Source organism: Paenibacillus sp. lzh-N1, assembly GCF_002872435.1.
In the GTDB taxonomy this organism is placed as follows: Bacteria; Bacillota; Bacilli; order Paenibacillales; family Paenibacillaceae; genus Paenibacillus; species Paenibacillus polymyxa_C.
Map to the genome: position 1 here is coordinate 5,229,403 of NZ_CP025696.1, position 15,463 is coordinate 5,244,865.

11 protein-coding genes are annotated in these 15,463 nt (G+C 45.1%); all 11 read right to left on the reverse strand.

Going from position 1 to position 15,463, the window contains the following annotated elements:
- Position 1: 1 nt before the first annotated feature.
- Positions 2–2,530 (reverse strand): translation initiation factor IF-2, encoded by a 2,529-nt coding sequence (infB, locus tag C0638_RS23040; RefSeq protein WP_013370722.1) that lies wholly within the window; start codon positions 2,528–2,530, stop codon positions 2–4.
- Complete coding sequence (locus tag C0638_RS23045; protein WP_007430068.1) at positions 2,523–2,846, reverse strand: L7Ae/L30e/S12e/Gadd45 family ribosomal protein; 324 nt, start codon at positions 2,844–2,846, stop codon at positions 2,523–2,525. The genes infB and C0638_RS23045 overlap by 8 nt, the downstream gene beginning before the upstream one ends.
- On the reverse strand, positions 2,839–3,147 hold the full coding sequence (gene rnpM, locus C0638_RS23050; RefSeq protein WP_007430067.1) for an RNase P modulator RnpM: 309 nt from the start codon (positions 3,145–3,147) through the stop codon (positions 2,839–2,841). The genes C0638_RS23045 and rnpM overlap by 8 nt, the downstream gene beginning before the upstream one ends.
- A 24-nt stretch (positions 3,148–3,171) precedes the next feature.
- Positions 3,172–4,269 carry a transcription termination factor NusA gene (nusA, locus tag C0638_RS23055; RefSeq protein WP_013370720.1) on the reverse strand — a complete coding sequence of 366 codons (1,098 nt, stop codon included), beginning with the start codon at positions 4,267–4,269 and terminating at the stop codon, positions 3,172–3,174.
- A 101-nt stretch (positions 4,270–4,370) separates the two neighbouring features.
- A complete protein-coding gene (gene rimP / locus C0638_RS23060) occupies positions 4,371–4,832 on the reverse strand; it encodes a ribosome maturation factor RimP (protein WP_013370719.1) in 462 nt (153 codons plus the stop codon).
- Between the two features lie 315 nt (positions 4,833–5,147).
- Positions 5,148–9,464: a PolC-type DNA polymerase III gene (locus C0638_RS23065; RefSeq protein WP_058710525.1), complete on the reverse strand. Its 4,317-nt coding sequence runs from the start codon at positions 9,462–9,464 to the stop codon at positions 5,148–5,150.
- A 199-nt stretch (positions 9,465–9,663) separates the two neighbouring features.
- Positions 9,664–11,112: a proline--tRNA ligase gene (gene proS, locus C0638_RS23070; RefSeq protein ID WP_013370716.1), complete on the reverse strand. Its 1,449-nt coding sequence runs from the start codon at positions 11,110–11,112 to the stop codon at positions 9,664–9,666.
- Positions 11,113–11,162: 50 nt separating this feature from the next.
- Positions 11,163–12,434, reverse strand: a complete 1,272-nt coding sequence (gene rseP, locus C0638_RS23075; protein WP_013370715.1) for an RIP metalloprotease RseP — start codon at positions 12,432–12,434, stop codon at positions 11,163–11,165.
- A 107-nt stretch (positions 12,435–12,541) separates the two neighbouring features.
- Positions 12,542–13,681 carry a 1-deoxy-D-xylulose-5-phosphate reductoisomerase gene (locus C0638_RS23080; protein ID WP_058710526.1) on the reverse strand — a complete coding sequence of 380 codons (1,140 nt, stop codon included), beginning with the start codon at positions 13,679–13,681 and terminating at the stop codon, positions 12,542–12,544.
- A 145-nt stretch (positions 13,682–13,826) separates the two neighbouring features.
- Positions 13,827–14,618: a phosphatidate cytidylyltransferase gene (locus tag C0638_RS23085; protein ID WP_025679732.1), complete on the reverse strand. Its 792-nt coding sequence runs from the start codon at positions 14,616–14,618 to the stop codon at positions 13,827–13,829.
- 17 nt (positions 14,619–14,635) lie between these two features.
- Entirely contained in the window at positions 14,636–15,403 is a 768-nt protein-coding gene (locus tag C0638_RS23090) for an undecaprenyl pyrophosphate synthase (protein WP_013370712.1), read from the reverse strand.
- Positions 15,404–15,463: the final 60 nt, after the last annotated feature.

The following is a 15,463-nucleotide window of genomic DNA, read 5'->3' on the forward strand; positions in this document are numbered from 1 at the left end:
GTTAGCGCTCCACTGTTTCCATGACGAACGCTTCAATAATGTCGGATTCCTTAACATCATTATAACCATCAAGGGTGATACCACATTCGTAACCTTGGGCAACTTCTTTTGCGTCGTCCTTAAAGCGTTTCAGTGAGTCGATTTTACCTTCAAAAATAACGATACCATCACGAATCAGACGTGCTTCTGCTGAACGAGTAATTTTGCCGGACGTCACCATGCAACCAGCAATCGTACCGACTTTAGTAACTTTAAACACGTTACGAACTTCAGCGTGACCGATCACATTTTCTTTATATTCAGGGTCCAGCATGCCTTTCATAGCCTGCTCGATTTCTTCAATAACATTGTAAATAACGCGATGCAGACGAATGTCCACTTTTTCAGCTTCCGCTGTAGATTTCGCCTGATTATCAGGACGAACGTTAAATCCAATAACAATAGCATTGGATGCCGCAGCCAAAATAATATCGGATTCGGTGATTGCACCTGCACCACTGTGAAGAATTTTGACGCGTACACCTTCAACTTCAATCTTGTTCAAGGAGCCTTTCAGCGCTTCGACAGAACCTTGTACGTCACCTTTAATAATGACGTTCAGATCCTTCATCTCGCCATCCTTGATGTGTTGGAACAGGTCATCCAGCGTTACGCGGGTATTACTGCCCAGATCAGATTGACGTTGCGTAATCGCACGTTTATCAGCGATAGCACGAGCTTTACGCTCATCCTCGAACACCATGAACGGATCGCCTGCAAGTGGAACTTCTGTCAGACCAGTAATTTCAACTGGAGTGGAAGGACCTGCTTCCTTAAGACGACGACCTTTATCGTTAACCATGGCACGTACACGTCCGAAGCAGTTACCTGCTACGAATGCATCGCCGACTTTCAGTGTCCCGTTTTGAACGAGAATACGGGCTACAGAACCGCGACCTTTATCCAGCTCAGCCTCAATAATAGTACCACGTGCCCGTTTATCTGGGTTCGCTTTGTACTCATTCACTTCAGCTACGAGCAGAATCATTTCGAGCAAATCTTCCAGGCCCATTCTTTGTTTAGCGGAAACATTGACAAAAATTGTATCGCCGCCCCACTCTTCGGGCACCAATTCATATTCTGTAAGTTCTTGCTTTACTTTGTCCGGGTTGGCATCCGGTTTGTCGATTTTGTTTACAGCTACGATTATTGGTAGACCTGCTGCTTTTGCATGGCTAATGGCTTCAACCGTTTGTGGCATAACACCGTCATCAGCTGCAACCACAATAATCGTCATATCTGTTACTTGAGCACCACGTGCACGCATAGCGGTAAAGGCTTCGTGACCTGGTGTATCCAAGAAAGTGATTTTTTTGCTGTTAATTTCAACTTGGTATGCACCAATGTGCTGTGTAATACCGCCAGCTTCACCACCTGTTACATTCGTGGAGCGAATGGCATCCAGCAAAGTTGTTTTACCATGATCGACGTGACCCATAATTGTTACAACCGGTGGACGTGTTCTCAAATCCGCTGGATCATCATTTTCTTCCACAGTTTCAAAACGATCTTCTTCCACTGGGATTTTCACTTCTACCTCGACGCCAAAGTCACCAGCAAGCAAGAGAATGGTATCCATATCCAGTTCTTGGTTGATGGTCGCCATTGTTCCGAGCATGATCAATTTTTTGATGACTTCTGAAGCATCCTTGTGAAGAAGCTTGGCTGTTTCGCCTACAGTCATCTCACCACGCACAATAATTTTCTTAGGCGTGTTGTCGATTTTCTCGCGACGCTCCTGTTGTTGACCTTTACCACGGTTGTTGAATTTACCACCACGATTGTTTCCACCACGGTTGTTGCCTCCACGACCACCGTTACCACCGCGTCCTCCGCCTTGACGGTTATCGTCAAAACGTCCTTGACCGGAACGGTTACCGCTGTTGTTGGAGTTGCCACCTGTACGGCTGCCACCACTGCGGTTGGAATTATTGCTTCCTGCCGAAGAAGAAGTTCTTACTGCCGCACCACCCTGGCTGCTTCCCTGAGGACGTGAACCTGTGTTATTGCTACCGGTACGCTGTTGTCCTCCCTGCTGTTGACCATTACTGCGGTTCTGAGTGCCTTGCTGGCCGCCTGGTCTACTAGAACCTTGTTGACTGCGGTTTTGACCGCCCTGCTGACTGCTTTGCGCTTTTGGAGCGCTGCTTCGGTTACTGTTTTGGTTGTTGTTTGTCCTATTCATACTTACCTGCTTTTCCTGTTGATTTTTGGTTTGCTCCGTTGAATGATTACTATTCTGGCTTGAACCGGTCTGATTCGAGCTTACTTGCGCCGTACCTGCTTCGCCTTGCTTGACCGCAGCATTGGATTTAATATTCTTAAAAAAATTTTCCACTTTACCTACGGCATCATGTTCCATGACGCTCATATGGTTGTTCACGGGAATATCCAGCCGTTTAAGAATGGTGATAATTTCTTTGCTGCTCATGTTCAACGATTTGGCGTATTCGTATACCCGCACTTTGTCTTTGCTTTCTTGTTTACTCAATATACTCCACCTCCGACATTATCCCCGCATGTTTCATGATCAATTTCGCGAATCCTTGATCCGTCACAGCCAGCACGACCCGTTCAGGTTTGCCGATGCTGCTTCCCAAGCTTTCCCGGTCAAATCCTATCAATAAGGGGATTTTGTACGTCCCGCATTTGTCGCGGAATTTCTTTTGAGTATTCATTGAAGCATCTTTCGCAAGAATGACCAGCTTGGCTTCTGAAGACCTGATCGCTTTATAAACGATCTCATCACCTGTTAGCAACTTGCCAGCTCTCATGGCAAGCCCCAATCCAGACAGCGCCTTATTCATCCTGCACGCTGCCTTGTGCCGCCAGGAATTCTTCCTCGACGGCAGCAAAATCACGACTTAGCTGCTCATAAATATCAGGATGGACCGAGTGCTTCAATGCTCGATCCAGTGCCTTGCTCTTTTGAGCCAACTTGAAGCAGGCGGCTTTGCCGCACAAGTAAGCGCCGCGTCCCGACTTTTTGCCAGTCAAGTCAATCAACACTTCGTCTTCAGGGGTTTTGACGACACGGATTAACTGCTTCTTTGGCATCATTTCATGACAGGCGACACATTTGCGCAAAGGTATCTTTCTCTGTTTCATGCATTAACCCCCCCTACACTCCGCTTAATCTACAGAAACGGAATCCTGATGCATTTCATCGGTGGATGTTCTCGGTCTGCCGAGTTCTTCCTCCGCCTGTGTTTCACTCTTAATATCAATTTTCCAGCCAGTAAGCTTAGCAGCAAGGCGAGCATTTTGCCCTTTGATACCAATAGCTAGAGAAAGCTGATAATCAGGTACTATAACGCGAGCCATTTTCTCTTCTTCAAACACCTGTACTTCAAGCACCTTGGACGGACTCAAAGCATTAGCCACGTATTCATCAACATTATCAGAATAGCGTACAATGTCGATTTTTTCGCCACGCAGCTCGTTTACAATGGTCTGCACCCGCGTTCCTCTTGGTCCCACACAAGAACCTACCGGATCAACCTCGGCGTTACGAGAATGAACAGCGATTTTAGAACGGAAGCCTGCTTCACGCGCTACGGAACGAATCTCTACAACACCGTCAAAAATTTCAGGCACTTCGAGTTCGAACAAACGCTTAAGCAGACCCGGATGTGATCGGGACAGCATAATTTGCGGTCCTTTGGTTGTGTTCTCCACCTTGGTAATATAAGCCTTAATCCGATCCAAATGGTTGAATTTCTCATTAGGCATTAGCTCACTCAAAGGAAGAACTGCTTCCACCTTGCCAAGATCAATATAAATATTACGTGGATCTTGGCGCTGTACAGTTCCTGTTACAATATCCTCTTCCTTGTCCACAAACTTGTTGTAGATCAGTCCCCGTTCCGCTTCGCGAATGCGCTGGGTCACGACCTGCTTCGCTGTTTGTGCAGCAATCCGTCCAAAATCACGTGGTGTGACTTCAATTTCAGCAACATCCTCCAACTGAAAATGTGGGTTAATCTCACGGGCTGCCGGCAACGAAATCTCGGTGCGAGGATCCAATACCTCCTCAACAATCAGCTTGCGGGCATATACCTTAATGACTCCCGAGTTGCGGTTCATATCAACACGCACGTTTTGTGCGGTATTGAAATTCCGTTTGTAGCTGGAGATCAGGGCTGCTTCAATGGCCTCAAACAGCACGTCCTTACTGATCCCCTTTTCTCTTTCCAACTCGTTCATTGCTTCAATAAAATCCATACTCATGGATTACTGCTCCCCCTTTCAAATGATGGCACCTGCGTACTGGTCGGCACACGAGGCAAAAAACATGTAGTACATGTCAAACAGCAACAATCAAATCTGAATTAAAATATGATCGCGAGCCTTGCACCAGCTACCTTGTCATAAGGTATGGTATGCTTCTTTTGTCCACTTTGGACGGTGAGTTCCCCATCTTCAAAAGAAAGCAAACGGCCTTCGAATTCCTTCAGACCGTTAATCGGCTCGTATGTAGTAACGAATACGTTTTTGCCTACCGCTTTAGTGACATCCTCCGCTTTTTTCAGCGGTCTCTCGGCGCCTGGTGAAGACACCTCCAGAAAATATGCTGTAGAAACAGGGTCATTTTCATCCAGCTTTTGACCCAAATATTCACTGATCATACTACAGTCGTCCAGATCAATTCCTCCGTCTTTATCTACAAAAACGCGAAGAAACCAATTGCTACCCTCTTTGACATACTCGACATCGACCAGTTCAAAACCATGCTCATCGAGGTAAGGTTGGGCCATTTCTTCTACTACTGATTTGATCTTTGGTGTGCTCAAAGATTATAACCTCCAAAAGTGAACTTTCCTGTGGTGAAAAAGAGATACCCTCTTGCCGTGGGCAATGCTTCTCCATCACCGGCATTTTCATTTTCATTTGATGTAATGTTCATTTTGGGCTCACTGCAAATAAACCGGCGTACCGGTTGCCTGCCCAAAAATAACCTTTTTTTCACGTTGTACCTGTATATCAAACAGTAAAGAGTGGGTTTCCCCACTCTTTTAGCAACGGTTTTATCTCCATGATTACCAAAAAAATTATAACATAACCGTAGTTATGTGACAAGTGCCAGAGCTTGACTACTATGGTTCAGATTAAAACAGAGACAGCTGATTACTCTCTGGCAGACCTCGAAAGCATCCCATCTGGGACAGCATTTCGACAATCGTTTTACTAGCCTTCGATTTCTGTTGAAAATCCTCAACGGACAAAAATTCACCTTGTTCACGGGCAGCTGCGATGTTACGTGCTGCATTATCTCCAATACCCTGAAGAGCTCCGAACGGAGGAATGAGCGAGTCCCCATCCACTTTGAAACGAGTAGCTTCGGAACGGTACAAATCAATGGATTTAAAACTAAACCCGCGAGCCGTCATTTCCAAAGCCATCTCTAGGATTGGAAGCATCCCTTTTTCTTTAGGTGGCGCCTGAAAACCAAGCTGCTCAATTTCGACAATCTTCCGTGCGATCGCATCATACCCCTGACAGCACAGGTCAATATCAAAATCGGCTGCACGTACTGAGAAGTAAGTTGCATAATACTCGATCGGATGATACAGCTTGAAATATGCTGTACGCACTGCTGAAATAACATAGGCTGCAGCATGCGCCTTCGGGAACATGTACTGGATTTTTAGACAGGAATCAATGTACCACTGTGGCACCTTGCATTTTTTCATTTCTTCAATCCATTCGGCACTAAGCCCTTTACCTTTACGTACGCTCTCCGTAATTTTAAAGGCCAGACCTGCATCCATCCCCGCCTTGTAAATCAAAAACAGCATGATATCATCCCGACAACCAATTACGGTCTTGATGTTACATGTATTATTTTTAATCAACTCTTGTGCGTTCCCTAGCCATACACCCGTCCCGTGAGACAAACCGGATATTTGCAGTAAATCGGCAAAAGAACTCGGCTGCGACTCTACCAGCATCTGGCGTACAAATTTTGTCCCCATCTCTGGTACACCATAGGTGGCGACAGGCGTGCGAATCTGCTGCGGTGTTACACCGAGTGCCTCTGTGGAGTTGAACATGCTCATCACCTTGGGATCATTCATTGGAATGGTCGTAGGGTCAACCCCGGTCAAATCCTGAAGCATTCTCATCATGGTCGGATCATCATGGCCCAGAATATCGAGCTTGAGTAAGTTCGCATCAAAAGCATGATAATCAAAATGCGTCGTTTTCCATTCCGAGCTCGTATCATCAGCCGGATACTGCACCGGTGTAATGTCCTCGACCTCAATATAATCGGGAACAACAACGATCCCGCCCGGATGCTGTCCGGTACTACGTTTTACACCCGTACAACCAGAAGCCAGCCTGTTCAGCTCGGCTCCACGCCATTTTTTATGATGTGCCTCTTCATATTTTTTGGCAAAACCAAACGCCGTTTTCTCAGCTACTGTACCAATGGTCCCTGCACGGAAAACACTTTTTTCACCAAACAGTACTTTCGTATAGTTATGGGCAACAGGTTGATATTCACCAGAGAAGTTCAAGTCAATATCGGGAACTTTATCTCCTTTAAAACCGAGGAACGTTTCAAAAGGTATATCCTGTCCCTCACCCTTGAGCTTGCCACCGCAATTCGGACAGTTTTTATCTGGCAAGTCAAAACCGCTCGGCACACTTCCATCCAAAAACCATTCGCTGTGTCTACATTCAGAATTACCGCAAATATAATGGGCGGGCAGTGGATTTACCTCAGAAATACCGAGAAAAGTAGCAACTACAGAAGAACCAACAGAACCCCGTGAACCTACCAAGTATCCATCCTGATTAGACTTTTTAACCAGACGTTCAGAAATGAGATAGTTAGCGGAGAAACCATATTTAATAATAGGTTCCAATTCTTTTTCAAGGCGAGCTACAACAACCTCAGGTAAGGGTTCACCATAAATGGATCGAGCGGTCTCATAGCATGTATTACGAATTTCCTCGTCTGCTCCGTCCAGCAATGGCGTAAAAAGCTTGTCGGGGAACAGTTCCAGTTCTTCAAAACGCTCTGCCAGCTCACTAGTGTTTTTCACAACGACTTCATACGCTTTTTCCTCACCCAAAAACTCGAACTCTGCCAGCATTTCATCCGTTGTCCGCAAATGAGCATCTGGCTTTCGGATGTCCTTTAGCGGGCTAAAACCAGTAATGCCATGAATAGTAATATCACGGTACAGCTTATCGCGAGTTTCCAAATAGTGAACATTGCCTGTAGCAATCACGGGCTTATCAAGGCGTTTTCCTATGTCACATACTTTGCGAATGGCCGTTTTTAGTGCATCAGGCCCGCTTACAAGCTGCTTTTCCACCAGATGCATATACATCGTCAAAGGTTGAATCTCCAGCACATCATAAAACTGTGCAATCTCCTCGGCTTCTTCCTCGGACTTGTTTAACACAGCCTCGAAGAATTCTCCTTTTTCACAGCCAGAAATAATAAGCAATCCGTCTCTCATCTCAGACAATTTCGATTTAGGAATACAAGGCACACGCTTGAAATATTCGGTATGAGACATGGAAACCAGCTTGTACAGATTTTTTTTACCAACCGGATTGAGAGCATAAATGCAGCAGTGGAAAGGACGAACAGTCGATAGATCCTTACCTACATAATCATTCAGACGATCGAGCATTTTTAATCCCTTAATTTGTTCCGCATCATTCAGCAAGCCATTCAGCACTTCAGTCAGTGCGACTGTATCGTCAATGGCACGGTGATGACTTTCTAGTGCCACTTTATATTTGCTCGTCAACGTATTCAGACGATGGTTTTTCATTGTTGGAAACAGTAAACGAGCCAGTTCGAGCGTATCCAGTACCGGATTGGTCATTTCGGGCAAACCCATCTTTCGAAGGGTGGCCTGGATAAAGCCGATATCAAACCGCGCATTATGGGCAACCAATACAGCATCGCCAGCAAAAGCTACGAACTCCTTCATAACAGGTTCCACATCCGGCGCATCCTTGACCATTTCATCGTTAATGTTGGTCAGTTGCTGAATGTTGTATGGTATACGTTCATGCGGATTGACAAAGGTTGCATAACGATCAATTTCCTTGCCCTCATGCATTTTAACAGCAGCAATCTCTATGATTTTATTTTGTGTAACTGATAGACCGGTGGTTTCAATATCAAAAACGACATAAGTCGCTGTTTTCAAATTTAATGGCTGTGCCTGCATTACAACCTCAACAGCATCATTAACCACATTGGCCTCAACACCGTAGATCATCTTAATGCCATTTTTCTTTGCAGCCTTAGCGGCATCAGGGTAGCATTGCACACCGCCATGATCGGTGACCGCAATCGCCTTGTGCCCCCATTTGGCGGCTGTTTTGACATATTGATCAATCGAGGCGACAGCATCCATTGCACTCATCTTTGTGTGCAGATGAAACTCAACCCGTTTTTCCGCTGCATTATCCTTACGTCCGGGTGGAGCCTGTACTTCAACTAGATCGGAAGGAATCATAACCAGCTCGGGAATTTGCATAAAACGGTCATATTCAACTCTTCCCCGCACTTTGACCCATTTACCGTTAGCCAACAGACTGAGAATTTTTAGATCTTCTTTAGTTTTAGCAAACATTTTCATTTGCAGGGAATCACTAAAGTCGGTCAAATAATACGTAAACAATGTACTGCCGTTGCGTAATTCTTTACTGTCCAAACCGAAGATTGTCCCTTGTAGGGTGACTTTCTTTTCTTCGTCCTGAATCTCTTGCATCGGAATAGCCGGTTCTTTGATGTCATAACCAAATTGAAGCCGTACGTCTCCTTCTTCTTCTTCCAAAGGCGGCATCTCGGATTCCATACTTTCCATCATCTGCTGAATAACTTCGCGTTCTTCTTGCATCTTCTTTTCCTGGAATTCCTGTAATGCCTCCTGGTTACTTTCACCCACCTGGACTTTAATGCGCATAGAGATCCCAAAATATTTATCGTAAAACTTAATAATAGCTTGATCTATCTGCTTTTTGCGCGCCAGTTCCAATGACATACTATCGCTCATTGTTAGTAATAATAGACCGTCTTCCCACTCATGCACAGCCCGGTTCATCCAACCGTTCACAGATGGAATTTCACGGTGCACCCACTCTAAAAAAAGCTTCCAGTATTCACCGATAATATCACCAGGTTGAACCTGCTCACTGTACTGAAAGCGGAATGTGATTTTAGCGATATGGCTCATTTTTTCCTGTACTTGAATACAGAACGTACGATACACCTGAGCGGGGACCAGTGTCTCTTTGGCAATAGTGATATTCCAATCCTTGTTGGTACGGCTAATCTCAACCTGATCAATCCAACCGTCCAAAAAATAAGGATCAACCACTCCCGCCGGCATTACAACCTGCTTCATCAGCAGCTCCAGCCGCTTTCTCTTTTCTTCAGCTCCGCCCATGGCTCTCCCCCCAATTTCCAATCTACCATTCTGAAAACATGAAAAGCTTCTGCGTCTAAAACATCTCCGACCGCAAAAGCTTTTCGTAGCCTTCTTCAACCCTCATCACAACGATATAGATAGTCCGGAATATTATCCAGTAACAGCTATTCCTGTTGGCGAAGAGAATGAAGTAAGTATAGGGTATTGCTCTTCTTTATTAGTACGCCCGTGCGAACACTACTGTATGCTTGGCTGGTTTGCCACAGCACAAACATGTGGTCTTTTGCTCAGTTGTTTTAAACGGTATGTTACGGCTTGTAGCGCCTGTCACTTCTTTAACTTTGTCTTCACATTCTTCAGATCCGCACCAACCAGCCAAAGTAAAGCCACGTTTTTCTTCCATGAGAGTCTTCATTTCATCCAACGTATCGACGGAATAGAAGTTTTCTTCCATGAAGTTCTTCGCACGGTCAAACATCTCTTGTTGTACCTGTGCGAGCATCGCGTGTACTTCTTCAAGCAGATTGTCCTGTTGTACAATTTTTTTCTCACCGCTGATACGGGATACAAGAACACAGACACCGTTTTCCATATCACGAGGGCCGATCTCCAGACGAACCGGTACACCGCGCATTTCATATTCATTAAATTTCCAGCCTGGACTTACATCACTGCGGTCATCCATTTTAACACGGACACCCGCTTGTTTCAACTCAGCAAACAATTCATCTGCACGAGCGATAACTGCATCACGTTTCTTAGGTGGTCCAATAGGAACCATAATAACCTGCGTAGGTGCCACTTTAGGAGGCAGTGCAAGACCACGGTCATCTCCATGGACCATAATTAATGCACCGATCAAACGTGTACTTGTTCCCCAAGATGTCGTATGCGCGAATTCCAGGTTGTTTTCACGACTCAAATATTTAATGTCAAATGCTACGGCAAAGTTAGTTCCCATATAGTGGGATGTTCCAGCTTGTACCGCACGTCCATCTCTCATCATCGCTTCCAGTGAAAATGTATCCTTCGCACCTGCGAACTTTTCAGAAGGTGTTTTCTGTCCAGTTATAACCGGAATAGCTAGAACTTCCTCAATGACCTCACGATAAACTTCCAGCATTTTCATCGTTTCTTCACGTGCTTCTTCTTCTGTTTCATGAGCTGTGTGACCTTCTTGCCACAAAAATTCACTTGTTCGCAAGAAAGGCAGCGTACGTTTTTCCCAACGCACCACATTAGCCCATTGGTTAATGAGCACAGGCAGATCACGATAGGATTGAATCCATTTGGAGTACATATGACCGATCATGGTTTCCGAAGTTGGACGGATTGCGAGACGCTCTTCCAGCTTTTCCCCACCAGCCTCAGTCACCCATGGCAGTTCAGGATTAAATCCCTCCACATGCTCTTTTTCTTTTTGGAAAAAGCTTTCTGGGATAAACATTGGAAAATAAGCATTGCGATGTCCCGTTTCTCTGAAACGTACGTCCATAGCTTCCTTAATGTGCTCCCAAATCTCAAAACCATCGGGACGGAATACAATACACCCGCGAACCGGCGAGTAATCCATCAGTTCTGCTTTTTTAATAACATCAATATACCATCGGGAAAAATCTTCGCTCTGCGGCGTGATTTCCTCGACAAACTGTTTATCGTTCGACATAGAAATGCATGTCCTCCCATACAGACCATTTTTATAATGTCCGTCTCTAATTAACCATTAATTAAGCGTAAAATATCGTTATACGTGACCGCAATCATAAGTAGGAATAGCATAGCAAAACCAACGAAATGGACCATTCCTTCCCTGCTCGGATCAACAGGACGTCCTCTTACCGCCTCAACCCCAAGGAAAACAAGTCTACTTCCATCCAAAGCCGGAATAGGCAATAGATTGAATATCCCCAGATAAAGACTCATGATCGCAGTCCAATATGTCAACTGCTCAATGCCTTGCTTAGCAATTTGTCCCGTTACTTCAAAAGTACGTACGGGGCCTCCCAGGTCATTGATAGAAAAACGTTGGATAAGCTGGCTAAATCCTTGAAAAATAATATCTGTCGTTCTGACCATGGATTGTCCGGCAAATTTGAATGTTTCCCCAACACCTGCTTGGCGCTTTGGAAGTTCAGGCACAATGCCCACCTTGCCACCCTTTTGTCCTTCCATTGCACGAGGTGTAATGGTAAGATCAAAGGTTTTATCATCACGGCGAACTGTCCACTTCATCGGCTTGTCTTGAGAATCTGCAATCAGTTTGATCATGTTTTCAACATTCGCACCAATTGCAACTCCGTTCACCGATTCAATGATATCTCCCTTATGCAAATCAGCTTCAGCAGCAGGCATACCCGCTGTAATTTCACTAATTTGAACATAAGTTGGGTTGTCCACTTGTATGCCGACCATCTGGATATGCAGACCAAACAGAATAAAGGCAAGAATAAAATTCATCAGTGGTCCAGCAAATATAGCCATCGCACGCTGTCCCACTGTTTTACTCCCATACTGTCGATCCTTCGGTGCAATTTGAATGGATTGTCCTTTGGTTACCATCATCGCTTGTGGGTGCACAGTATATTGCTGATCTTCGCCATCCACATCTAATTTTACAGTTAGCGCTTGTTCCAGATCAATATCCAACACTTCACCGCGCACAACATTCTTGCGGTTATCCAGTTGGTCCAAATAGATGGTCTTAACGACGCCATCTGTTACGCGTACAGCAATCGTTTGTCCGGTTTCAATTTCATTGACCTCCGGATCCTCTCCCGCCATGCGGGCAAAACCACCGAACGGCAGCAACCGTAGTGTAAATCGTGTCTCGTTTCTTTTATAAGAGAACAGTTTCGGACCGAAACCGATCGCAAACTCCCGTACCAGAATCCCGGCGCGTTTGGCAAAATAATAATGCCCCCATTCATGCACCGTCACTATGACGAAAAACATGAGCACCGTCATCAACACTATTTGAATCGTTTCCAATCGTTTCCGTCCCCCTTTCAATGAGATCAAGTTTGTCTTCCTAGATTATCATTATTCTCCGAACCCGCACAAGAGAATCACAATTCGTTCTTGACCCCAACATTAGCCTACAACCTCGCAGCTATACTACGAGTTTCGCGGTCACAGGTTTCAATCGCAGACAAATCAGGATCAGCCATATTGACATGCTGTTCGAGCACCTGTTCAATAATAGCTTCAATATGCAGAAAAGAAATTTCTCCACGCAAGAAACGGGCAACAGCAATCTCATTAGCAGCATTAAATGCGGTCGGTGCTGTACCACCCATTTTACCACATTCGAAGGCAAGCCTTAAACAAGGAAAACGATTAAAATCCATTTCCTTAAAGTGGAGTTTTCCCACTTCAGCCAGTGACAGAGGCTTTGCCGGAGACTTCATCCGCTCAGGATAAGTCAATGCATATTGAATGGGTACTCTCATGTCCGGGTTCCCAAGTTGAGCAACAATGCTTGTATCCTGAAACTCGACGTAGGAGTGAATAATGCTTTCCGGATGAAGCAGCACATGGATCTGCTCATAGCTAAGTCCGAACAGCCAATGTGCCTCAATGACTTCCAGCCCTTTGTTTACCATCGTTGCTGAATCAATTGTAATTTTGGCCCCCATTGACCAATTAGGATGCTTAAGTGCATCTTCCACGGTAACTTCGCGCAGCTGTTCTCTTGTCAATTCTCGAAAAGAACCGCCAGATGCTGTGAGGGTAATATGTGCCACATCTTTCATACGCTCACCATTCAAGCATTGGAAAATAGCTGAATGCTCACTGTCAATCGGCAGCAACGGCACTCCTTTCGCCCGAGCTCGCGCAGTGACCAGATGACCAGCAGTAACCAGTGTTTCCTTGTTGGCCAAACCGATCTGTTTTCCAGCCTCAATCGCGGCCAGCGTGGAGTGCAATCCGACACTGCCCATTACAGCCGTCACAACCATATCCGCCTCTGTGTTCGCGGCCAGCTCAACGAGTCCTTCATTTCCCCAGTGTAGTTCGATTCCAGAAGGCAGTAAAGGACGAATTTCATCTGCTAACTGCTGAGTACCAACAGACACTTTTTTAGGTTGATAGAGATGTGCTTGCTCAGCAAGTAACTTTACATTGGAGCCGCCTGCTAAAGCCTCAACAGTGAACTGATCTGGGTGCATGGACACCACATCCAGTGTTTGAGTTCCAATAGAGCCGGTTGAACCAAGTACCGTAATTCTTTTCATGATGCACCTTCCTATCCTGAAAATCACTTTAATCAGGAGCTCATTGTTTGTTACCCAGGCAACTATACAGCTGCTACCATCCTTCTAATAGCGCAGGAGGAACAACATAAAGGTTGATCCTGAGCATAAGTTGTAATTACCAGACTCATGGAAGCAGCATCAGCATATGTACAAATGGAAAAACGACAATCCAGCTGTCGCAGCGGTCTAGTATACCACCGTGTCCTGGCAGCAGATTACCAGAATCTTTAATGCCGTACACTCGTTTGTATGCAGATTGTACCAAATCGCCCAGTTGTCCCACAACAGCACATGACAAACCGATGCCGAAGGCTTTACCCCAGGGCAGCAGTCCACCTGATAATCCAGCGAATACCAGAGCTATAACCAAAGCTAAAACAACTCCGCCAATGGACCCTTCGACCGTTTTGTTTGGACTAATCGCAGGCCATAGCTTCGTCTTTCCTACCATTTTGCCTACAAAATATGCCCCTGCATCACTTGCCCAAATACAAGACAACAACAAAAAAGTCCATAACAGTCCATGTTCCATATGACGTGATTCTGCAATATACGAAAATCCAAATCCTATATATACAGTACCAAGAAATAGTATAGCTACCGTTTGAATTGGGATTTTATTTTTCGTTCCTACCGTGATCATCATAAACACTATCATTACCAACCAAAGCAAACTGGCAAAGGATAGCGGTGTGTGTAAACCCAGAGGTTGATATGGGAATACAAATGCTAATATGCTTACGTAGCCAAGCAGTGCCGTACCTCCAAAAGGAGATACCTGCGTCATTCGTGCGAACTCATAAAATCCGATTAGGGCCATCACCAATATAAGCAAATGGTAGGCCAAGCCGCCCCACAGGACCATTGCCAAAAAGAATATGCCTGCCAGAATACCGGTAATTAATCTCTGTCTCAACGGCTTTCATCCTCCATTTACTTCAGTCCGCCATACCGTCGTGATCTTTTCTGATATTCGATCACTGCTTCGTATAAATGCTCTTTTTTAAACTCGGGCCAATAAATATCAGTAAACCACAACTCACTATATGCAAGCTGCCAAAGCATAAAATTACTGAGTCTAAGTTCCCCGCTTGTTCGAATCAATAAATCAGGATCTGGCATACCAGTAGAAAGCAACGTGTTGCCAATTAGCTCAGATGTTATATCTTCCGGCTTCAGCTTTCCATCCTCAATTTGTCGGCCCAATGCTTGCATGCACTCTGTGATTTCCAACCGACTTCCATAATTTAATGCAAAATTAAGTACAAGTCCGGTATTATTTTCAGTACGTCGAGTCGCTTCAGTCAGCGCTTCAACGGTATGGGAAGGTAAATGTTCCTTATTCCCCATCATACGCACTTGCACATTTTTTTCAATCAGCTCATCCAGCTCAATTGCCAAAAATTCTTGAGGCAGTTTCATTAGAAAATCAACTTCGTCCTTTGGACGCGTCCAATTCTCAGTTGAAAAAGCAAATAAAGTTAAATACTTAATACCCAGTTCATCCGCTGCAATTGCTGTGCGTTTCACTGCCTTCATTCCATTTTGATGCCCTACAATCCGCGGCATTCCAATCCGTTTGGCCCATCTGCCGTTCCCATCCATGATGACAGCAACATGCTGCGGAATATTGTCTTTTGAAATGGCCGGTGTTTGCTGTTTTTGTTCCCCGTTCCACCAAGACCGAACCCGTTTGATCATTCCAGTTCCTCCAGCATTCTCTGAAAATGTGCCTCAGGCTTGAAAAGAGACAAACCCCAC

Coding starts and splice junctions, on each gene's coding strand:
- C0638_RS23045 (WP_007430068.1), bottom strand. CDS start 2,846: ATGAATAAGGCGCTGTCTGGATTGGGGCTTGCCATGAGAGCTGGCAAG.
- rnpM (WP_007430067.1), bottom strand. CDS start 3,147: ATGAAACAGAGAAAGATACCTTTGCGCAAATGTGTCGCCTGTCATGAA.
- nusA (WP_013370720.1), bottom strand. CDS start 4,269: ATGAGTATGGATTTTATTGAAGCAATGAACGAGTTGGAAAGAGAAAAG.
- C0638_RS23065 (WP_058710525.1), bottom strand. CDS start 9,464: ATGGGCGGAGCTGAAGAAAAGAGAAAGCGGCTGGAGCTGCTGATGAAG.
- proS (WP_013370716.1), bottom strand. CDS start 11,112: ATGTCGAACGATAAACAGTTTGTCGAGGAAATCACGCCGCAGAGCGAA.
- C0638_RS23080 (WP_058710526.1), bottom strand. CDS start 13,681: ATGAAAAGAATTACGGTACTTGGTTCAACCGGCTCTATTGGAACTCAA.
- C0638_RS23090 (WP_013370712.1), bottom strand. CDS start 15,403: ATGATCAAACGGGTTCGGTCTTGGTGGAACGGGGAACAAAAACAGCAA.